Origin of the sequence: Corynebacterium sp. (genome assembly GCF_030535495.1) — a bacterium.
In the GTDB taxonomy this organism is placed as follows: Bacteria; Actinomycetota; Actinomycetes; order Mycobacteriales; family Mycobacteriaceae; genus Corynebacterium.
The window spans coordinates 1-19,475 of record NZ_JAUNRW010000039.1; the positions used below are offsets into that span (position 1 = coordinate 1).

20 protein-coding genes are annotated in these 19,475 nt (G+C 68.6%); 14 read left to right on the forward strand and 6 right to left on the reverse strand.

Features of this window, described 5'->3' with window-relative positions; genetic code table 11:
• Both Q4F73_RS06565 and Q4F73_RS06570 read right to left on the reverse strand, forming a co-directional pair.
• Positions 1–469 (reverse strand): hypothetical protein (locus Q4F73_RS06565; protein WP_303358555.1); only part of this gene is annotated, 469 nt, incomplete at its 3' end.
• A 15-nt stretch (positions 470–484) separates the two neighbouring features.
• A complete protein-coding gene (locus Q4F73_RS06570) occupies positions 485–1,765 on the reverse strand; it encodes a carboxylesterase family protein (RefSeq protein ID WP_303358556.1) in 1,281 nt (426 codons plus the stop codon).
• Between the two features lie 28 nt (positions 1,766–1,793).
• Between Q4F73_RS06570 and Q4F73_RS06575 the strand changes: the two genes are divergently transcribed.
• Genes Q4F73_RS06575 through Q4F73_RS06585 form a run of 3 tightly spaced genes read left to right on the forward strand, consistent with a single transcriptional unit; the run spans position 1,794 to position 4,131 of the window.
• Entirely contained in the window at positions 1,794–3,785 is a 1,992-nt protein-coding gene (locus Q4F73_RS06575; RefSeq protein ID WP_303358557.1) for a M3 family metallopeptidase, read from the forward strand.
• A gap of 22 nt (positions 3,786–3,807) precedes the next feature.
• On the forward strand, positions 3,808–3,981 hold the full coding sequence (locus Q4F73_RS06580) for a hypothetical protein (RefSeq protein ID WP_303358558.1): 174 nt from the start codon (positions 3,808–3,810) through the stop codon (positions 3,979–3,981).
• Positions 3,982–3,990: 9 nt separating this feature from the next.
• Positions 3,991–4,131 (forward strand): hypothetical protein, encoded by a 141-nt coding sequence (locus Q4F73_RS06585; RefSeq protein ID WP_303358559.1) that lies wholly within the window; start codon positions 3,991–3,993, stop codon positions 4,129–4,131.
• A gap of 74 nt (positions 4,132–4,205) precedes the next feature.
• Here Q4F73_RS06585 and malQ read toward each other — a convergent pair whose 3' ends face one another.
• A complete protein-coding gene (gene malQ / locus Q4F73_RS06590) occupies positions 4,206–6,341 on the reverse strand; it encodes a 4-alpha-glucanotransferase (protein WP_303358560.1) in 2,136 nt (711 codons plus the stop codon).
• A gap of 190 nt (positions 6,342–6,531) precedes the next feature.
• On the opposite strand from malQ, the gene Q4F73_RS06595 reads away from it, so the two are divergent.
• Positions 6,532–8,298, forward strand: coding sequence for a long-chain fatty acid--CoA ligase (locus Q4F73_RS06595; RefSeq protein WP_303358574.1), 1,767 nt, complete (start codon positions 6,532–6,534; stop codon positions 8,296–8,298).
• An 18-nt stretch (positions 8,299–8,316) separates the two neighbouring features.
• The gene (locus Q4F73_RS06600) at positions 8,317–9,555 is read left to right on the forward strand and encodes a hypothetical protein (RefSeq protein ID WP_303358561.1); all 1,239 of its coding nucleotides are present in this window, start codon (positions 8,317–8,319) and stop codon (positions 9,553–9,555) included.
• Here Q4F73_RS06600 and Q4F73_RS06605 read toward each other — a convergent pair.
• Genes Q4F73_RS06605 through Q4F73_RS06615 form a run of 3 tightly spaced genes read right to left on the reverse strand, consistent with a single transcriptional unit; the run spans position 9,441 to position 11,160 of the window.
• Positions 9,441–10,142 carry a hypothetical protein gene (locus Q4F73_RS06605; protein ID WP_303358562.1) on the reverse strand — a complete coding sequence of 234 codons (702 nt, stop codon included), beginning with the start codon at positions 10,140–10,142 and terminating at the stop codon, positions 9,441–9,443. The two genes, Q4F73_RS06600 and Q4F73_RS06605, sit on opposite strands and share 115 nt — an antisense overlap.
• Entirely contained in the window at positions 10,139–10,627 is a 489-nt protein-coding gene (locus Q4F73_RS06610) for a hypothetical protein (RefSeq protein ID WP_303358563.1), read from the reverse strand. The genes Q4F73_RS06605 and Q4F73_RS06610 overlap by 4 nt, the downstream gene beginning before the upstream one ends.
• Entirely contained in the window at positions 10,624–11,160 is a 537-nt protein-coding gene (locus Q4F73_RS06615) for a hypothetical protein (protein WP_303358564.1), read from the reverse strand. The genes Q4F73_RS06610 and Q4F73_RS06615 overlap by 4 nt, the downstream gene beginning before the upstream one ends.
• Positions 11,161–11,258: 98 nt before the next feature.
• Between Q4F73_RS06615 and Q4F73_RS06620 the strand changes: the two genes are divergently transcribed.
• The 9 genes from Q4F73_RS06620 to Q4F73_RS06660 all read left to right on the forward strand — a co-directional run bounded on the left by Q4F73_RS06620 (position 11,259) and on the right by Q4F73_RS06660 (position 19,371).
• Entirely contained in the window at positions 11,259–11,903 is a 645-nt protein-coding gene (locus Q4F73_RS06620; RefSeq protein WP_303358565.1) for a hypothetical protein, read from the forward strand.
• A gap of 10 nt (positions 11,904–11,913) precedes the next feature.
• Positions 11,914–13,026, forward strand: a complete 1,113-nt coding sequence (gene hemW, locus Q4F73_RS06625) for a radical SAM family heme chaperone HemW (RefSeq protein ID WP_303358566.1) — start codon at positions 11,914–11,916, stop codon at positions 13,024–13,026.
• 39 nt (positions 13,027–13,065) lie between these two features.
• On the forward strand, positions 13,066–14,079 hold the full coding sequence (gene hrcA, locus Q4F73_RS06630; RefSeq protein ID WP_303358567.1) for a heat-inducible transcriptional repressor HrcA: 1,014 nt from the start codon (positions 13,066–13,068) through the stop codon (positions 14,077–14,079).
• 50 nt (positions 14,080–14,129) lie between these two features.
• On the forward strand, positions 14,130–15,266 hold the full coding sequence (gene dnaJ / locus Q4F73_RS06635) for a molecular chaperone DnaJ (protein ID WP_303358568.1): 1,137 nt from the start codon (positions 14,130–14,132) through the stop codon (positions 15,264–15,266).
• A complete protein-coding gene (locus Q4F73_RS06640; RefSeq protein ID WP_303358569.1) occupies positions 15,263–15,976 on the forward strand; it encodes a 16S rRNA (uracil(1498)-N(3))-methyltransferase in 714 nt (237 codons plus the stop codon). Before dnaJ ends, Q4F73_RS06640 begins: the two co-directional genes overlap by 4 nt.
• A 47-nt stretch (positions 15,977–16,023) precedes the next feature.
• Positions 16,024–16,971: a PhoH family protein gene (locus Q4F73_RS06645; RefSeq protein WP_303358570.1), complete on the forward strand. Its 948-nt coding sequence runs from the start codon at positions 16,024–16,026 to the stop codon at positions 16,969–16,971.
• A gap of 1 nt (position 16,972) precedes the next feature.
• Positions 16,973–17,587: an rRNA maturation RNase YbeY gene (ybeY, locus tag Q4F73_RS06650; protein ID WP_303358571.1), complete on the forward strand. Its 615-nt coding sequence runs from the start codon at positions 16,973–16,975 to the stop codon at positions 17,585–17,587.
• Positions 17,587–18,915 (forward strand): hemolysin family protein, encoded by a 1,329-nt coding sequence (locus Q4F73_RS06655; protein ID WP_303358572.1) that lies wholly within the window; start codon positions 17,587–17,589, stop codon positions 18,913–18,915. The genes ybeY and Q4F73_RS06655 overlap by 1 nt, the downstream gene beginning before the upstream one ends.
• A 129-nt stretch (positions 18,916–19,044) precedes the next feature.
• On the forward strand, positions 19,045–19,371 hold the full coding sequence (locus Q4F73_RS06660; RefSeq protein WP_303358573.1) for a helix-turn-helix domain-containing protein: 327 nt from the start codon (positions 19,045–19,047) through the stop codon (positions 19,369–19,371).
• Positions 19,372–19,475 lie beyond the last annotated feature (104 nt).

Below are 19,475 nucleotides of genomic sequence, written 5' to 3' on the forward strand. Positions count from 1 at the left end.
CCAGCTCGATGCGGGCCACGATCTCCGGGGAGAACGGCCCGACGATCGTGCTCAGTGCCTCCACCTCCACGGGTACCCCGGGCCAGACGTGGCGGTAGAAGGAGAGTACGTGGCTCTCATGGTCCGGGTCGGCGGAGAGGTCGGAGAAGAAGAAGTCCAGGCGGTAGGGGCAGCGCGTGTGGCGGACGAAGGTGAGATTCTCCGGGATGGAACCCAGGAGCACACCCGCCCCCACGACATCGCCGGTATTGAATTCGTGGCCTAGGGAGTGGCCCACGTCATGGACCGCGGAGTCGATGATCTTGCCTTCGCGGTCCAGGTAAAACTGGTAGATGGAGTTGTCCCACGGGTTGTCGTTGGTGAGGATGAGGTGCGTTCCACCTGCCAACGGAGCGGAGAGAAGTTCCGTGAGCTCGTCGAGTTGCGGAAGCTGGTCGATGAAGGCGGATGTGAACTCCGACCGGTCCATCACGTCATCTCCTCCTCATGAAAAGGCGTCTCTCACCATGTGCAGCGGGTCATCCTCCACACGATCGTGTGCGCTGTCAAGTGAAATTATACGGACCTGGCGATCATAGTCGCTCCCGTATTCCGGCCACCCCGGGCGGGTGCCGTGGGCGAAGTCCAGCAGCAGCTCACGCACCGCACCGCCGCCACCGCCGACGCCGAACAACGGAGAAATCTCTGCACAGTGCAGGGCGGGGCCGTGCTCGGCGATGAACTCCACCATCCACACCGGCCCGGGAATCTGCTCCCCGGCCTGGGACACCCACCGCCGGTTGGCGGCGTCACCGATCAACCGACCCATCGGGCGCTGGGGATCCATGTCCTGCGCCGCGCGCAGATAGTCGGCCACCGATCCGCTCAGCCCCATGCGACGAGCCAGCAGGCGCACCGCCGTCGACCCCCACCCGCGGGCGTCGACCCGCCGGCCGGCGGGCATGTCGTAGTGCTCGTCGCGGGTGCTGGTGATCATCAGCGGCATGTCGGAGAGTTCGGCGCCGTCGAAACCGGTCGGACCCAGCGCCATGTCCAGCCCGTGAATGCCGCGAAACCGCTGGTAGGCCTTGCGCAGCACCGCCGGCTTCTGCTCCGCGAGCTGTGTCAGCACAGCGCGCGTGACGGGCTTGCCCAGCACCATCCGCAGGGAGCCCTTGCGCTGCTCGAAGCTCTGCCGCGGGAAACACGGGGACATGGCGAGAACGCGCCGGAAAGCACCGCGGAAATGGTCGCGCCGCATGAGCCACAGCGCGACGGTGGCGCCGGCGGACTGGCCGACGAGAGTGACATTGGTGGGATCCCCGCCGAAAGCCTCGATGTTGCGCTGGACCCACTCCAGCCCGAGCTGGCAGTCGTCGATACCGCGGAAGCGCTCGGGCTCGTCGTCGTGGAAGCGGGCGAAACCCTGCAATCTCGTGCGGTAGCCGATGTGGACGGTGATGATGCCGTCCGCGGCGTTGGGGGCACCATCGGCGCGCCGGTCCCCGTGGGTGCCGGATTCGAAACGACCACCGTGGATGTAGACCACCACCGGCAGATCGGCCAGCTCGCGGGTGTGGGCCGGAGTGACGATCGACAGGGCGATGGTGTCGGGGCGGTAGACGGTGGCGTCGATACGCTCGGTGCCGCTGAGCCGCTCCGCGTCCTCGAAGGGGCCGGGGATCCGCGAGTAGGGGATCGAGTGGAAGCGGTTGATCTCTCCTTCGTTGACACCGGTGACGGTGCCGGCGGGGCAGGTGACGGTCACACGCGGGTGGTCGCTCATGCGCTCAACGGTACTAGGGTGGCGGGACATGACCTCGAATCCGTTGCTTGCCCCGTCCTCCCTGCCCTATGAACTCCCGGATTTTCAAAAGATCCGCCTCGAGCATGCCGTGGCGGCGCTGGACACGGCGCTGGAGGAGCACAGGGCCGAGATCGCGGAGATCACCTCCCATGGCACCCCGACCTGGGAGAACACGGTCGAAGCCCTGGAGACTTCCGGGGCGCTGCTCGACCGTGTCACCTCCTGGCTGTTCAACCTGCAGGGCACCGATTCCAACGATGAGATGGATGCCGCCATCGCCGACATCGTCCCCCGGCTGTCCGCGCATTCGGATGCGATCTACCAGAACGAGGCCCTGTACCAGCAGCTGCGCAGCGTCCCCGTCCCCGCCGACCCCGAGTCCCGCAGGCTTCACGAGCTGCTCGTGCGCCGTTTCACCCGCCGCGGCGCCGACCTCGATGCCGTCGGTAAGCAGCGCCTGGCCGAGATCAACCAGCGCTTGAGCTCCCTGTCCGAGTCCTTCGGCCGGCAGCTGCTGGCCGACACCCGCGAGCTCGCGGTGCGTTTCGACGACCCCGCCCACCTCGCCGGCCTCAGCCAGGCGCGTATCGACGCCGCCGCCGACGGTGACACCTGGGTCATCCCCCTCGAGCTGCCCACCGTCCAGTCCGACCAGCTCGTCCTCGAGCACCCCGCGGCCCGCGCGCGCCTGTACGAGGCCTCGCAGCGCCGCGGCGCCGATTCCAACCGGGACAATCTCCTGGAACAGGTGCGCCTGCGCGCCGAACGCGCCCGCCTGCTCGGTTATGACACCCACGCCGACTACGTCATCGCCGAGGAGACCGCCGGCACCGCGCAGGCCGCCCGCCAGCTGCTCTTCGACCTCGCCCCGGCAGCTGCCGCCAACGCCGACGCCGAGCGCAAGCTCGCCGGTGAACTGGCAGGGGAGGAGCTCACCGCCGCCGACTGGCCCTACTGGCAGTCGCAGGTCCGCGAGCGCGACTACTCCCTCGACGAGGACGAGCTCTCGCAGTACTTCCCCCTGCGCCAGGTGCTTATCGACGGCGTCTTCCACGCCGCGCACCTCCTCTACGGCATCACCGTGATTCCGCGGGAGGATCTGCACGGCTACGCCGAGGGAGTGGACGTCTGGGAGGCCACAGATGCCGACGGCACCGGCCTGGGCCTGCTGCTCACCGACTACCGCGCGCGGCCCTCCAAGCGGGGTGGGGCGTGGATGAGTTCCTTCGTCGGCCAGTCCGGCCTGCAGGGCAAGCGCCCCGTGGTGGTCAACGTCATGTCGATCACCCACCCGGTCGACGGCTCCGAGCCGCTGCTGACCATCGACCAGGTGACCACCCTCTTCCACGAGTTCGGCCACGCCCTCCACGGCCTGCTCTCTGATGTGCGCTACCCGAGCCTGTCCGGCACCAACGTCCCCCGCGACTGGGTGGAGTTCCCCTCCCAGATCAACGAGAACTGGGCCTTCGACCCCGCCATCGCCCGCAACTACGCCCGCCACGTCGACACCGGGGAGGTCATCCCCACCGAGCTTCTCGACGCCGCCATCACCGCCCGCCAGTTCGGCCAGGGCTTCGCCACCTCCGAGTACCTCGCCGCCGCCATCATCGACCTGGCGTGGCACTCGCTGAGCCCGGAGGAGGCGGGGAAGGTGGCGTCGATCAGCGACTTCGAGCAGGCCGCCCTCGAGGAGGCCGGCCTGGTCGTCGACGAACTCGCCCCGCGCTACCGGTCCACCTACTTCAACCACATCTTCGGCGGCGGTTACTCCGCGGGCTACTACTCCTACCTGTGGGCCGAGGCGCTCGACGCCGACGGCTTCGACTGGTTCACGCAGGCCCGTGACCTGCGGGAGGCGGGCGAGCAGTTCCGCGAGCACATCCTCTCCCGCGGCGCGTCGCTGGACTACACCGATGCTTTCCGACGTCTCCGTGGACGCGACAAGGACGTCACCCCACTGTTGCGCCGTCGCGGGCTGGCCGGGGTGGAACTCGGCTGACACTGGGGTAGATTGATCCGACATGGACGCCATCACCCAGTTTCTGCTCAACGCCCCGTTGTGGCTGCAGATCCCCCTGGTGATGGCCGTCGCTGTTCCGCTGGCGACCATCGGCGCCGTCGCGCTGGTCCGCGTGGTGGACACCGTGTCCCTGGCGGGGGAGCGGGCGGCGGCGAAAATCGGCAGAGACAACTAGAGGAGAACCATGGCCAACCCCGAGGAACTGCGTAAACAGGACCAGAAGCTGCCCAAGGCCAAGCGCAAGTACCCGCAGTCGCGGGTGACCCAGTCGCTGTGGGTGCTCCTGGCGATCGTGCTCATCGCCTGGCTGATCACGCTGCTCTAGGATCCGCCAGCCCTGGTGGTCGTGTATATCCCCCATACTTGTGCATGGGAGAAACGCACGAACTCAGCTGTTGACTAGCGCTCGCTCGCCTTCGCGATGCGGTGGAAGAGATCCATCCCGGCGAGATCCTCGATGAGCACCGGGGTGCCGTCTGCGTCACACAGGGGGATGCACCAGTTGGGGTACTGGTCCTTGGTGGTACCGGGCTGATTCTGCGCCCGGACGTCACCGACCATGTCCACCAGGGAGATGCACGTCAGCGCCGAGGGGGTCCCGGCGATGAAGCGGTGGATCCCCTCCATGAGCTCCGCGGTGCTGCCGCGCTCATTGCGCTCCCGGCCTGCGAACTCGGTGTCGGCCAGCTCGGTGTCCGCGAAGCAGCCGGTCTCCCGGATACGGTCGAGCACCTCGGCCTGCCAGGAGAGATCCTCCGCGTCCTCGTCGGCGGCGTCGCGGGTGAACAGGCCCAGACGCTCGCGCAGCTGAATGTGCTCGCCGGCCAGGAATCCGGCGGTCGGCGGCAGATCGTGGGTGGTCACGGAGCTCAGCGCCAGCTGACGGTACTCGTGCTGCAGGCGCGGGCCCTCGACGGTGGGGGAGCCCTCGAACCACAGGATGGAGGTGCCCATGACGCCCTTGGCGGCCAGCACATCCTGCACCCACGCCTCGAAGGTGCCCAGGTCCTCGCCCACGACGACCGCCCCGGCGCGCTCGGCCTCCAGGGCCAGGATTCCCACGAGTGCCTCATGGTCGAAGTGGACGTAGGTGCCGGTGGTCGGCGGCTGCATGCGCGGCATGACGAAGAGACGGAACAGGCCGAGGACGTGGTCGACGCGGATGCCTCCGGAGTGGCGCAGCACCGTCGTCAGCAGGTTGCGCCACGGCCGGTAGCCGGACTCGGCGAGCTTGGTCGGGTGCCACGGCGGCTGGGACCAGTCCTGTCCCTGCTGGTTGTAGCCGTCCGGCGGGGCGCCGACGGAGACATCGGGGGCCAGCCAGGGGGCGAGGTTGTGGGCGTCGGCGCCACCGGGGTGCACGCCGACGGCCAGGTCGGCCATGATGCCGATCTTCATGCCGGCGGCCGTGGCGCGGGCCTGCGCGGCGGCCAGCTGCTCATCGCAGAGGAACTGCAGCCACATGTAGAAGTTGATGGCCTCGTCCATGCCTGGGGCGATACCGTGGGCGCGCTGATCGTGGATCTGCTCGTACTCACGCTGGGCACACCAGGCGGCGAAGTCGACCAGGCCCTGGCCCTCGCGCTCGATGTAGGCGCGGAAGGCCTCCTCGCGCTCCGGGGTGCGGCCGTGGTGGTGCATCTCGTGGAGGACGTCGAGCTTGGCCTGGTAGACGGGGTTGCGCTCGATGATGTCCTCGGAGCGGTTCATCTCCCGCAGTTCGGCGGCGAGTTCGAGGATGTCGGAGCGGGTGTCCTCGTCCAGCTGCTCCATCTCGGGGATGTCCTCGATGCGCAGGTAGATGGGGTTGATGAAGCGACGGGTGGTCGGCAGGTAGGGGGAATCCTCCGCCGGCGGCAGGGGCTCCGCGGCGTGCATGGGGTTGACCAGCAGGAAATCGGCCCCGGCCTCGGTGGCCAGCACCTCCGCCAGCTGGCCCATGTCGTGGAAGTCGCCCAGGCCCCAGGAATCCTCGGAGCGCACCGAGTACATCTGCGCCATGACACCGGTGACCGGCTGGTCCACGAAGCGGTCGGTGGTCGACAGGCGGGCCGGGGTGATGATGAGGGCGCACTCGTGGCGGTCATCGTTCGACACCAGCTCGATGCGGTGCCAGCCCAGGGGCAGATCACCCGGGATACGGAAGGTGGCCTCACCAAAGGCCTGACCGTCGACGGTCACCGGCGGGTTCCAGTTCTCCTCCTGCTGCACGGCGCGCTCGGAGCCGTCCTCGCAGATGATGCGGACCTTAGCCGGAGCCCCGTCGTGGACGTGGACGTTGAAGGTGCGGGCATCGCCGGTGACGGCGACCACGCTGGCCGGCAGCGGGCGGATGGATTCGGCCTCCCGGTGGGAGTGCAGGGCGGCGGTGAGCTCGTCCTCCGCGGGGGCGTCGGACAGCGCCACCCCGAGGGCACGCAGTGTCTTCAGCAGCGTGTCATCGGTGACGGTGATCTCCTCGCCGTCACTGGCGGTGTAGCGCGTGGCGACGCCGTGGGCGTCCGCGAGTTCTTTCAGCACGTCCTGGTAAGTCACACCCGACATCCTGCCACTTCGCTGCCGGTTCTGCTGTAAGTCGCGGGTGTGGCCGCCATCGGATGATGGTGCAGGGGTAGCGTTATTGAGGAAACCGTCATGTATCCCCGATCCGAGAGGACGCCCCGTGCAGGAGTTCCACACCCCGGCCGACTACGAGATCGCCCCCGGCGAAACCTGCCTCACCGCCATGCTGGACACCGCGCGTCGGTACCCGCACGGCGTGATGTTCACCCGACCAGCCAACTTCGAGTGGGTCAACGTCACGTCCGCAGAGTTCGTCGCCGAGGTCTTTGATGTGGCCAAGGGGCTGGTGGCCTCCGGCGTGCAGCCCGGCGACCGCATCGCACTGATCTCCTCCACCCGCTACGAGTGGTCCCTGTTCGACTTCGCCATCTGGGCCGCCGGTGCGGTCTCCGTGCCGATCTACCCCTCGTCCTCGCTCTCGCAGATGCAGTGGATCATCGAGGACTCCGGCGCGGTGCTGGCCATCTCCGAGACCCGCGACCACACCGAGCTCATCTCCCACCTGGTGCTCGCCGAGGACGGCTCCCCGCGCCTGCAGGATTCGCCCTCCCAGCTGCGCCGCGTGCTGGAGATCAACTCCTCCGCCGTGGCCACCCTCAAGTTCGAGGGCCGGGAGGTGCCTTCCGAGGAGATCGACTCCCGCATCGCGAACACGTCCACCGACGACCTCGCCTCGCTGGTCTACACCTCCGGCACCACCGGACAGCCGAAGGGCTGCAAGCTCTCCCACCGGAACTGGCTCGCCGAGGTCCGCGGCGTGCTCAGCCACCCCATCGGCGGCATCGCCGTGCCGGGCACCCGCGTGCTCACCTTCCTGCCCATGGCGCACGTGCTCTCCCGCGCGGTGTCCCTGGCCGTGGTCGTCGGCGGCGCCACCCAGAACCACTGGTCGGACTTCTCCACCCTGTCCGTCGAGTTCGCCCGCTCGCGCCCCAACCTCATCCTCGGTGTGCCGCGTGTCTTCGAGAAGGTGCGCAACTCCGCCGCGGCCAACGCCGCCGACGGTGGACCCGTCAAGGCCCGCATCTTCGAGGGCGCGGAGAAGACCGCCATCGCCTACTCCCGCGCGCTGGACACCCCGGAGGGACCGTCGAAGTCGCTGGTGGCCAAGCGCAAGGTCTTCGACAAGCTCGTCTACTCCAAGATCCGCGCCGCCATCGGCGACTCGGTGAAGTACTGCATCACCGGCGGTTCCGCCATGAGCCACGAGCTCCTCCACTTCTTCCGCGGCATCGGCGTGCCGGTCTACGAGGGCTACGGCCTCACCGAGACCGCCGCCGCGGCCGCCGTCGACTTCGACGACCAGAAGATCGGCACCGTCGGCCGCCCGCTGGGTGGCGTGACCATCCGCATCAACGACGCCGGTGAGATCCTGGTCAAGGGCCCGATCCTCTTCGACGGCTACTGGAAGAACGACGAGGCCACCGCGGAATCCATGGACGGCGAGTGGTACAACACCGGCGACCTCGGCGAGCTGCTGGAGTCCGGCCACCTGGTGATCACCGGCCGCAAGAAGGACCTCATCGTCACCGCCGGCGGCAAGAACGTCTCGCCCGGCCCGATGGAGGATTCGCTGCGCGCGCACCCGCTCATCTCCCAGGCGATGGTCGTCGGCGACGGCAAGCCCTTCGTCGGCCTGCTGGTCACCCTCGACGAGGACGCCCTCAACCGCTGGAAGCTCAACCACAACATCGACGAGGACACCCCCGTCAAGGACCTGGCCATGGACCCCTCGCTGCGCGCGGAGATCCAGGACGCGGTCAACACCGTCAACGCCACCGTCTCCCAGGCGGAGGGAATCCGGAAGTTCTACATCCTCGACCGTGACCTCACGGAGGAGGAGAACGAGCTGACCCCGACGATGAAGGTCAAGCGCAACGTCGTCGCCCAGCGCTACGCGGACGCGATCAGCCACCTGTACAAGCGCTGACCGGGATATACTCCCGCCGTGGACTATGTGACCTCGGCGATCAGCCGCACCGTCGCCATACCCCTGGACGCGGTGCGGCTTCTGGCGCGGCACTGGGCGAGCCTGCTCACCGTCATCGCCCTGGGACTCGGGGTGCGTGCCCTGGTCATCTGGGCCGCGGTGATCGTCTCCGGGTGGTCCTCGCTGGCGGCGGTGTTTATCATCCCGCTCGCCCCGATCGCGGTGATGACCTCGCTCATCACGGCCCTGTGGTTGCTGCGCCCCTCGTTGCCGTACATCTCCCGGGCGGTGAGCGATCCGACGCGGGGCTCCACCCGGGTGCGCCTGCTCACCATCGGTGGCCTGCTCATCCCCTTCCTCACGGTGTACTCCTCCAACGGCCTGCTTAGGGAGGACACCCGCGCCTACATCCACGACGCCACCCTCTCGGAGACCTCCCGGAACCTGTTCACCGCCGACTTCGGGCGCACGAACTACGAGATCACGTGGGTGCTCATCTCCCTCATCGTCGTTGCCCTCGTGATGCGCAAGATCATCGGCGTCTTCGCCCTGGGGGAGCGCTCGGTGGGCTGGGCGGGGGCGTCGGCCTACCTGGAGGTGCTGTGGATGGTCACCTTCTCCGTCGTGCTCACCACCGGGATCGCCCGGGTGCGCGACTGGGTGGCCACCCGCGCGGTCATCGCCTCGGTCATCGACGGGTGGGAGTCACTGCGCGCCTGGTCACTTGACGTCGCCGGCCCCGTGGGGGCCTTCGTGTCCTGGCTGGTGACACTCGTGGCGCGCGCCGACGACGTCATCATCATCCCCGTCGCGTGGCTCACCCTGGGTGCGACGATCTACGGCTCGCAGCTGGCGGCGCGGGCAGCGGAGGGCCGGACCCGCGGGCGTCTGCACACCGAGGCGCGCAAGGCCCTCGACGAGGCCGCGCAGCCCCTGCTCGGCCCCGTGAAGTCGACCCTGAGCTCCCTGGGGAGAATCGCCGCCGCGGGCCTGGGCCCCATGGTGATGTTCTGCCTGCTGTTCACCCTCGCGAAAAGCACCGAGCTGGGCGTGCTCTACCTGGGGCGCGCCGTCGTCGGGCCGTTGGACATGTGGGAGGCCGCGGCGGTCGACCCCTACATCCTGGTCACCGCACGGATGGTCTACTTCGTCGCGGCGCTGGTGTTCATTGCCCCGGCGTTGGACAGGCTGCTGAAGGCGTCCTCCGGGAGCGAGACCGCCGCGGAATCGAGCGAGACGTCGGTGAACTCCAGGTAGGTCGGCGGCTGCCAGATCACTTCCACCGCGGCGGGGCGGGTGCCGGAGGGCACGACGAAGTACACGGTGGTCGACCAGCTCTCCGGCCGGGGCGGATCCTCGTACTCGCCGATACCGAGGTCCACGCCCATGTCCATGAGGGGGCCCGGGGTGTCCTCCGGAGTGCACAGGTGCATGCTGCTCAGTGCCTGCGACGCCGAGACCAGGGCCGATCCCAGGCGCGGGGACGGCAGGTAGGTCAGACCTTCCTCGCTGACCAGCCGCAGGTCGCAGGTGCGCAGCGGGGATTCCGGGGGTGCAGACCAGTCGAAGTCGACGGCGATGACGTCGATGTCGGTGCCGTCGACCATCTGCGGTTCCTCCTCCTCGCGCACGAGTGCGGCCCGGGTGAGGGTGACGTCGGCGACGACGAGGTTGTCCACGCCCTCGACCGGGGCCGTCTGCGCGATGTGGAGGGTATCGCCCGCGGCCCCGGAGATGCGGTCGCTGGGGGTGTTGGGCAGGTAGACGTCGACGAGACGGAAGGAGGAGGCGGCGAGTGCGAAGGCCACGGCCGGGATCACCGCCAGGTACCAGCCGCGGTTCATGGCAACGCCTCCGCCGCCAGATCGAAGACGAGGAACTCCCGCTCGGCGAGCACGTTGTCGCGGGCCACGTGCAGCCTGGCACCGGCCACCGCGCTCGGGTCCATCTCGAAGGCGAGCTGGCAGGGGGTGGGCAGCCCCGGCTGCTGGACCCCGCAGCGGCTCAGGGCGTGGCGGTGAACGCTGCGGCCTTCGGCGTCGATAAGCGTCGCGTCGAGCCCCACGGGCTCCGGGACCTCCGCGGCCAGGGAGACCACGAGGAAGATCCCCTGGGTGGGCTGCTCCTGCCACTGCGCCTGTGTCTCCACCGCCGTGACGGTGACGGTGCCGATGCGCTCGGAGTGGCCACTGAGGCCTTCCGCGGCGCGCAGGTAGGGCCGGTCGAGGACATCCTGGGGGGCGGGGAACAATCCGGAGATCCACGTGCCCACCGAGATCGCGACGAGGATGAACACGTACAGCGCGAAGCGCTGCGTCGAGAGCCTCACAGGACCACCTCCGCCACCGGGGTGGGGTCGAACCAGCGCATCGATCCGTCGAGGTTGCTCTCCCGCCAGGTCACGGCATTGAGCACCAGCACCGCCTCGCCGTCGGGCAGCTGCACGCTGATGTCCACCGGCACACCCGGGTTGAGCGTGCCCACCGGGGAACCCTCGGTACGCAGCGTGGTGGCGTAGGTGGACTGCTCCTGGCCCTCCCAACGCAGGATCTCGGCCAGCGCCAGGGCGTCGACGGGCCGGGGAGCCGTGGTGGTCACCGTGAGGTCGACGGTCTCGATCTCGCCGCCGAAGAAGTCCTCGACGTGTCCGGTGCCGTGGATGACGATGTCGACGGGGCCCGCGGTGATGGGGGAGGGGGCGTCGATAAGCGGGGTCCGGGGGACCTCGCTGTCGGCGGCCTGAAAACCCCCGGCCACCCCGAGCACACCGACGACGGCCACACCGAGCAGAATCTTCAGGTTCGACCTGCTCAGCAGCTCGAGGCGGAGGGCGTCGGCCACCCGCCGGACAGGGGTGCTCATGGGTGACAACTCTAGTCCACGGCGAGTCCTCCCGGAGTGCGCAGAATTCTCGCCTAGAGTCAGCCTCGATTCCGGAAAAGGACAGGGGGTAGCCCACGATGCAGAAGATCGCCGCCGAGCTGCGCCATCGCGAGCTCACCCAGGAGATCTACAACATCGGCGATGAGGTCGCCGAGTACATCGAGCACCTCCTGCAGGCTGTCCGTGACTGGGACGGGGAACTGACCGTCGACTGCCTCGCCGAGTTCGAGGAGATCCTCGACGACGCCCGCCGCGACTCCCGGCACATCGTCGGCGAGCTGCTCGGTCTGCGCCAGGCCCTGACCTCCGGCCTGCGCTCGGGCGTCCTGTCCGCGGCGGCCTCGCGTTCCTCGCAGCTGGTGGAACCGGAGCTTCTCGACGCCACCTCCCTCGAGGAACTGTTCACCTTCGCCGAGATCGACGCCCGCACCGCGCTGGTCGTCGAGCACCTGGAGGAGATCGTCGACTGGGTCCTCTGCCAGACCGATCTGGTCGCCCACAACCTCGACGCCGTGAGCCTGCCGCACCTCTACGCGCGCGTGGGCACCCACGTCACCGCCGCCGTCGAGGGCTGGCTGAGCACCGTCGCGCAGGCCTACCCGGCCCACGCCCGCTCCATGCGGGGTGCACACCCGCCGGAGTTCCTCGCCGAGCGCGCGCGTATCGACGCCGTCGTCGCCCGCGTCGCCGCCAAACGTGCCCGCCGCGGGGCCGCCAGCTAACCTGGGCGGAATGTTCGGCGTCTACGTCCACGTCCCCTTCTGCAGCACGCGCTGCGGTTACTGCGACTTCAACACCTACACCCCGGGTGAGCTCGACATGGCGCCCGTCGCCTACCTCGACTCCCTGGCCCGGGAACTCGACCTTGCGGAAGGCCCGCCCGCCGACACCGTCTTCATCGGCGGCGGCACCCCCTCGCTGCTGGGCGCGCAGGGGCTCGCGCGCATCCTCGACACGGTGCGCTCGACCTTCGGCCTTGCCCCCGGCGCGGAGATCACCACCGAATCCAATCCGGAGTCCACGACGCCGGAGTTTTTCGCCGAGCTTCTCGACGCCGGCTTCACCCGCATCTCCCTCGGCATGCAGTCCGCCTCCCCGGCGGTACTCCGCGTGCTCGACCGCACCCACACCCCGGGCCGGGCGGTGGAGGCCGCGAGAGAGGCCCGCGCCGCCGGTTTCGCACACGTGAACCTCGACATGATCTACGGCACCCCCACCGAGACGGATGACGATGTGCGGGCCACCCTCGACGCCGTGCTCGACGCCGGGGTGGACCACGTCTCCGCCTATTCGCTCATCGTCGAGGACGGCACCGCCATGGCCCGTAAGGTCCGCCGCGGGGAGCTGCCCGCTCCGGACGAGGACGTCTACGCCCGGCGCTACGAGATGATCGCCGACAGGCTGGAGGACGCCGGTTTCGACTGGTACGAGGTCTCCAACTGGGCCCGGCCCGGCGGCGAGTGCCGCCACAACGAGATCTACTGGCGCGACGGCGACTGGTGGGGGGCGGGCCCGGGCGCCCACTCCCATATCGGCGACCGCCGCTTCCACAACGTCAAGCACCCCGCCCGCTATGCGGCGCGGCTGGCGCAGGGCGAGCTGCCGATCGCGGGGGAGGAGATCCTCTCGGCCGCCGACCGCCACACCGAGCAGATCATGCTGGGTCTGCGCCTGCGGGAGGGTATCCCGCTGGAGTGGATCGCGGAAGGGGGGCACGGGGTCGTCGATAAGCATGTCCACGGCGGATTGCTGCAGCATGTCGGCGACCGCATCGCGCTGACCGACGCGGGGCGGCTGCTGGCGGACGGCATCATCACCGACATCCTCGTGGCGGAGGAGAGCTGACACGTTAGACTGTTGGCAATCAAGGGAGGTGAGTGCCAGATGGCGACTTCGACGGACAGGCGTCGGCAGGAGGTCCTGCGCGCCATCGTGGCCGACTACATCGCCTCCCAGGAGCCCGTCGGTTCCAAGGCGCTGCTGGAGCGTCACCAGCTCAGCGTGTCCAGCGCGACGATCCGCAACGACATGGCGGTGCTGGAGTCGGAGGGCTACATCGTCCAGCAGCACGCCAGCTCCGGGCGCATCCCCACGGAGAAGGGCTACCGGCAGTTCGTCGACCACATCCATGACCTCAAGCCGCTCTCGGCACCCGAGCGGCGCGCGATCCTCACCTTCCTCGAGGACGGGGTGGACCTGGAGGATGTGCTGCGTCGCTCGGTGACCCTGCTCGCCCAGCTCACGCGCCAGGCCGCGGTGATCCAGCTGCCCAACCTCAAGGTGGCGCGCGTCAAGCACATCGAGGTCGTCTCGCTCGGGCCGACGCGCCTGCTGCTGGTGCTCATCACCGACACCGGGCGGGTGGATCAGCGCAACGTCGAGCTCGAGGAGCCCCTCGACGCCGACGGCGTCCACCTCCTGCGCGACCTGTTGGGCCACGCCCTGGTGGACCGGACGCTGGCGGAGGGATCGACCTCCCTGGCGGAGCTGGTGCAGGATCCGCCGCCGCCCATCGCCCACGCCCTGACCCGCGCGGCGACCCGGCTGGTGGAGACCCTGGTGGACCAGCCCACGGACCGCCTCATCCTGGCGGGCACGTCCAACCTCACCCGGGCGGCCGGGCTCCCCGGGGTCATCGAGGCCCTGGAGGAGCAGGTCACCGTGCTCAAACTGCTGGCCAACGTTCCGGACCTGGGCAATGTGCACGTGCTCATCGGCGAGGAGAACGAGGACGAAGACCTGCGGGACGCCTCGGTGGTGGCCACCGCCTACGGCTCCGACGGGCATGCGCTCGGCGGCCTCGGTGTGGTCGGGCCCACGTTCATGGACTACCCGGGAACAATCTCGAAGGTCTCGGCCGTTGCACGGTATGTCAGCCGGGTTCTGGCCGGAGAGTAACATTCAGGCGGTTATCCGCGTACTAGGTTATTGAAGGAAAGCAATTCATCGTGGCTCGTGATTATTACGGAATTCTGGGCGTCGACAAGTCTGCGTCGGATGCGGAGATCAAGAAGGCCTACCGCAAGCTGGCACGCAAGTACCACCCGGACGTGAACTCCACGGAGGAGGCGGCGGAGAAGTTCCGCGAGGCCTCGGTGGCCCACGAGGTGCTCACCGACCCGGAGAAGCGCCGCGTGGTGGACATGGGCGGCGACCCGATGGAGCAGGGCCACGGCGGCGGCTTCGGTGGGGGCGGAGGCGGCGGCTTCGGCGACATCTTCGAGGCCTTCTTCGGCGGCGGCGCCGGTGGCTCCCGCGGTCCGCGTTCCCGCGTGCAGCCCGGCAACGACGCCCTCCTGCGGGCCGCCATCACCCTGGAGGAGGCCTTCGCCGGGGTGAAAAAGGACATCACCGTCGACACCGCCGTGGTGTGCGACCACTGCGCGGGCTCCGGGTCCGAGTCCCAGGCCAAGCCCGTCACCTGCGGCCAGTGCCACGGCCAGGGTGAGGTGCAGGAGGTCCAGCGTTCCTTCCTGGGCAACATCATGACCTCGCGCCCGTGCCCGGCGTGTGCGGGTTTCGGCGAGATCATCCAGGATCCCTGCACCCGCTGCTCGGGCCAGGGACGTATGAAGAAGCGCCGCGACCTCGTGGTCAACGTCCCGGCGGGTATCGCCAACGGCATGCGCATCCGCATGGCCGGACAGGGCGAGGTCGGCCACGGTGGCGGCCCGGCCGGCGACCTCTACGTGGAGATCTCCACCCGCCCGCACCCCGTCTTCCAGCGCGAGGGTGAGAACCTGCACCTGTCCGTCCAGGTCCCGGCCGTCGACGCCGCCCTGGGTGCGCAGGTCACCGTGGAGGATCTGGCGGGCCGGGAGCTGCAGATCGACATCCCCGCGGGCACCCAGCCGCTCGAGCAGCTGCACCTGGCCGGCGAGGGCATGCCGCGCCTGCGCACCGAGGGCCGCGGTGATCTCATCGCCCATGTCCAGGTTGTCGTGCCCACCGAGATCGACGAGCGCACCCGCGAACTCCTCGAGCAGCTGCGCGAGCACCGCGCCGAATCGGCCTCCGTCACCCGCGAGGGCGAGGAGGATTCCGGCTTCTTCTCCCGCCTCAAGGGCAAGTTCCGCAACCGATGAGCCTGCCGGTCTTCTACCACCCGGGGCCCTTCGACGGCACAGTCACGCTCGCCGGCCCGGAGGGCCGCCACGCGGTGTCCGTCAAGCGCATTGTCGCCGGTGAGCAGATCTTGCTTATCGACGGCCACGGCACCCACGCCACCGTCACCGTCACCGCCACCCGCGGCAAGGATGAGCTCACGGGTGAGGTTGTGGAGTGGGGCGTCGATAAGCACCCCCGCCCCCGGGTGACCGTGGTGCAGGCGCTGCCGAAGGCGGAGCGCTCGGAGCTGGCCGTGGACCTGGCCACGCAGGCCGGGGCCGATGCGATCGTGCCGTGGCAGGCGCAGCGGTGCGTGGCCAAGTGGGCCGGGCCGAAGGCCGCCAAGGGCGTGGCGAAGTGGGAGGCGGCCGCCCTGGCCGCGGCCAAGCAGTCCCGCCGCACCCGCATCCCGCAGATCCACCCCCTCATGTCCACCGCACAGGTGGCGGAGTTCATCGCCGACAAGAAGGCCCTGGTCCTCCACGAGGACGCCGCCACCCCGCTGCGCGAGATCGACCTCGACGTCGAGGAGCTGGTGCTCATCGTCGGCCCCGAGGGCGGTATCGGCGCAGAGGAGCTGGCGGAACTTGGCGCTGCGGCCGTGAAACTCGGCCCCGAGGTGCTGCGCACGGCGAGTGCGGCGATGGTGGCGCTGTCGGCCATCGGCGTGCTCACGCAGCGCTGGTAGGCTTCCCCCTAGATTTTCGAGACGAAAGCAGGCCCTTGGCAGTACAAGTGATCACCCGGAAGGTGGAGCTCGACTCGGCGTACACCCAGTCGGTGCTCGGCATCAACGACGAGAACCTGCGGGTGCTGGACAACCAGATCGACGCGGACTTCCACGCCCGCGGGCACCGCGTCACCGTCACCGGCCCCGACTTCGAGGTGGCCCGCGCGGTGAAGGTGCTCGAGGAGCTCGAGTCCATCGCCCGCCGCGGGCACGTCATCTCCCCGGAGGCGGTCAAGCACGCGGTGTCCATCGTCACCGTGGAGGCCCCGCAGTCCGTGAGCGAGGTGCTCGCCAGCGACATCGTCTCCCGCCGCGGCAGGACCATCCGCCCGAAGACGCTGGGGCAGAAGGAGTACGTCGACGCGATCGACGAGCACACCATCGTCTTCGGCGTCGGCCCGGCCGGTTCGGGCAAGACCTACCTGGCGGTGGCCAAGGCCGTGCAGGCGCTGCAGGCCAAGCAGGTCAGCCGCATCATCCTCACCCGCCCGGCCGTGGAGGCCGGCGAGAAGCTCGGTTTCCTGCCCGGCACCCTCAACGACAAGATCGACCCGTACCTGCGCCCGCTCTACGACGCGCTGCGCGACATGCTCGATCCGGAGATGATCCCCAAGCTCATGGACGCCGGGGTCATCGAGGTCGCCCCGCTGGCCTACATGCGCGGGCGCACCCTCAACGACGCCTTCGTCATCCTCGACGAGGCCCAGAACACCACCCCGGCGCAGATGAAGATGTTCCTCACCCGCCTGGGCTTCGGCTCCAAGATGATCGTCACCGGTGACATCACCCAGGTCGATCTGCCCACCGGCCAGAAGTCGGGCCTGCGCCTGGTGCGGGAGATCCTCCGCGGGGTGGAGGGCATCTGGTTTGCGGAGCTGAGCAGCCAGGACGTGGTCCGCCACTCACTCGTCGGCCGCATCGTCGACGCCTACGACGCCTTCGAGGAGAAATAGCGTGAGCATCGAGGTCTTCAACGAATCCGGTTCCGCGGGCGTCAACGAGGAGATGCTTATCGACGTCGCCTCCTTCGCCCTCGGCGAAATGGACATCCACCCTGACGCCGAGGCGTCCATCCACATCGTCGACCTCAAGACGATCACCGACCTCCACGTCCGCTGGCTGGATCTGGAGGGTCCCACCGATGTGATGACCTTCCCCATGGATGAGCTCACCCCCGGTTCCGGGACCGCTCTGGGCATGCGCCCCGACACCAAGGGCCCCGGTCCGGCGCTGCTCGGGGACATCGTCCTGTGCCCGGAGTTCGCCGCCAAGCAGGCGAAGGCCGCCGGCCACGGTCTCGACCACGAGCTGGCCCTGCTCACCGTCCACGGGTGCCTGCACCTGCTCGGCTATGATCACGCCACCCCCGCCGACGAGCGCGAGATGTTCGCCCTGCAGAACGAGCTGCTGGCCGACTGGTACGACGACGTCGCCCGCCGCGGCGTGGAGTACCAGCCCAAGCCCACCGGCGCGCAGGCCTTCCCCTCGGCCGCCGACCGGCAGGCCCTCGACGAGGTTGTCCCCGGGGGAGGCATCCCCGCCATCGGTGAGCCCGCCGGTGAGCAGTGATGGAGGTTGACACCGTCTGGCTGAGCGTGGTCACGGTGCTGGCCCTCGGCCTGTCCGGCCTGGTCGGCACGGTCGAATCCGCCGTCAGCTCGATCTCCCGCGCCCGCGTGGAGGGCATGGTCAAAGACGAGGTCGCCGGTTCCCGGGCGCTGCTCAAGGTCATCGAGCACCGCGCGGACAACATCAACCTGCTCATCCTGCTCAAGACGCTTCTCGACGCCACCGCCGCCGTCTTCGCCGCCGCCCTGGCCCGTGACGTCTTCGAATCCGAGGTGTGGGCGATCCTGCTGGCGATCGTGGGCGTCGCGCTCATCACCTACGCCGTGGTCGGGGTGTTCGCCCGCACCATGGGCCGCAAAAACCCGTACTCCATCTCCCTGCGCTCCGCGGTGGTGCTGCAGGCGGTGGCCTACGTGCTGGGACCGGTGGCGCGGGTCCTCATCTGGATCGGCAACCTTATCGCCCCCGGCAGCGGCTTCCGCCACGGGCCGTACGCCACCGAGGTGGAACTGCGCGAGATGGTCGACATCGCCCAGGAACACGGCATCGTGGAGGTGGAGGAGCGCCGCATGATCCAGTCGGTGTTCGACCTCGCCTCCACCACGGCACGCCAGGTCATGGTGCCGCGCACCGAGATGATCTGGATCGAGGAATCCAAACACGCCGGACAGGCCTCCACCCTGTGCGTGCGCTCCGGGCACTCCCGCGTACCGGTCGTCGGCGAGAACATCGACGACATCCTCGGCATCGTCTACATCAAGGACCTGGTGCGCCACACCTACCACCTCGCCGACGGCGGCTCCTCGGTGGCAGTCACCGACGTCATGCGTCCGGCCACCTTCGTCCCGGACTCGAAGAATCTCGACGAGCTGCTCCATGAGATGCAGCGGGACAAGATCCACATGGCGATGCTCGTCGACGAGTACGGCGGCATCGCCGGACTGATCACCATGGAGGACATCCTCGAGGAGATCGTCGGTGAGATCGCCGACGAGTACGACATCGCCGAGGTTGCCCCCATCGAGCTCATCGGCGACCGCACCTACCGCGCCGTCTCGCGGCTGTCCCTGGAGGATCTGCGCGAGCAGATCGACGACGACTACGACATCGACATCGAGTTCAGCGACGAGATCGAGGACCAAGTCGAATCCGTCGGTGGCCTCATCGGCTACGAGATCGGCCGCGTGCCCCTGCCGAACTCCACCGTGGAGACCTGCGGGCTGCGCCTGACCGCCGAGGGCGGCCGCGACCGGCGGGGCCGCATGCGCGTGCGCTCCGTCGTGGTGGAGGTGCTCGATCGCGCCGGGGACGACGGGGACGAGGACTGAGGCGACGGGCATTGCGGGCCGCGACCTCATGGAGTGATTCCGACCGCCGGTGACGCTGCAGGAGACGCAGCGCGAGGTAGTGAGTTACCATAAACAGCAACATTTCCTCTTCTGAAAGGAGGACCCCTGGTGACCGACACCGACTGGGACCGCGATGTGCTGGCCGTCAAGAATGCAGACTCCTATGCCGAGCTCACAGCTCAGCTGTTCGCCATCCGCAAGAAGCGGGGTCTCCGGCAGGAGGATGTGGCGAATCGAATGGGCACCAGCAAGTCGGCTGTCTCCCGGATCGAGGCAGGGCACGGCAACCCGACGATGCGTACGCTCCACGACTACGCAGAGGCGGTCGGCGCCTACCTGGCCTGGGTGGCTGTTCCGGAGCATCATGCCGCGGAATGGCAGGAACGTTCGCGCCGGAATACCGATGAACTCCAATCGCGGTTCTTGTCGAGCTGACCGACGTTGCTCCACGTGGACTGGGAGAGGGGTCGGAGGCACCCGAGTGATTGTGTTTTCTCCCGCCGAAGGAGCACAATGGCCTGCGTGAACATCCTCTCCAT

Coding starts and splice junctions, on each gene's coding strand:
- Q4F73_RS06570 (WP_303358556.1), bottom strand. CDS start 1,765: ATGAGCGACCACCCGCGTGTGACCGTCACCTGCCCCGCCGGCACCGTC.
- Q4F73_RS06620 (WP_303358565.1), top strand. CDS start 11,259: ATGCAGAAGATCGCCGCCGAGCTGCGCCATCGCGAGCTCACCCAGGAG.
- Q4F73_RS06585 (WP_303358559.1), top strand. CDS start 3,991: ATGGCCAACCCCGAGGAACTGCGTAAACAGGACCAGAAGCTGCCCAAG.
- hemW (WP_303358566.1), top strand. CDS start 11,914: ATGTTCGGCGTCTACGTCCACGTCCCCTTCTGCAGCACGCGCTGCGGT.
- Q4F73_RS06595 (WP_303358574.1), top strand. CDS start 6,532: ATGCTGGACACCGCGCGTCGGTACCCGCACGGCGTGATGTTCACCCGA.
- Q4F73_RS06655 (WP_303358572.1), top strand. CDS start 17,587: ATGGAGGTTGACACCGTCTGGCTGAGCGTGGTCACGGTGCTGGCCCTC.
- Q4F73_RS06580 (WP_303358558.1), top strand. CDS start 3,808: ATGGACGCCATCACCCAGTTTCTGCTCAACGCCCCGTTGTGGCTGCAG.
- Q4F73_RS06605 (WP_303358562.1), bottom strand. CDS start 10,142: ATGAACCGCGGCTGGTACCTGGCGGTGATCCCGGCCGTGGCCTTCGCA.
- Q4F73_RS06615 (WP_303358564.1), bottom strand. CDS start 11,160: ATGAGCACCCCTGTCCGGCGGGTGGCCGACGCCCTCCGCCTCGAGCTG.
- hrcA (WP_303358567.1), top strand. CDS start 13,066: ATGGCGACTTCGACGGACAGGCGTCGGCAGGAGGTCCTGCGCGCCATC.
- Q4F73_RS06575 (WP_303358557.1), top strand. CDS start 1,794: ATGACCTCGAATCCGTTGCTTGCCCCGTCCTCCCTGCCCTATGAACTC.
- Q4F73_RS06640 (WP_303358569.1), top strand. CDS start 15,263: ATGAGCCTGCCGGTCTTCTACCACCCGGGGCCCTTCGACGGCACAGTC.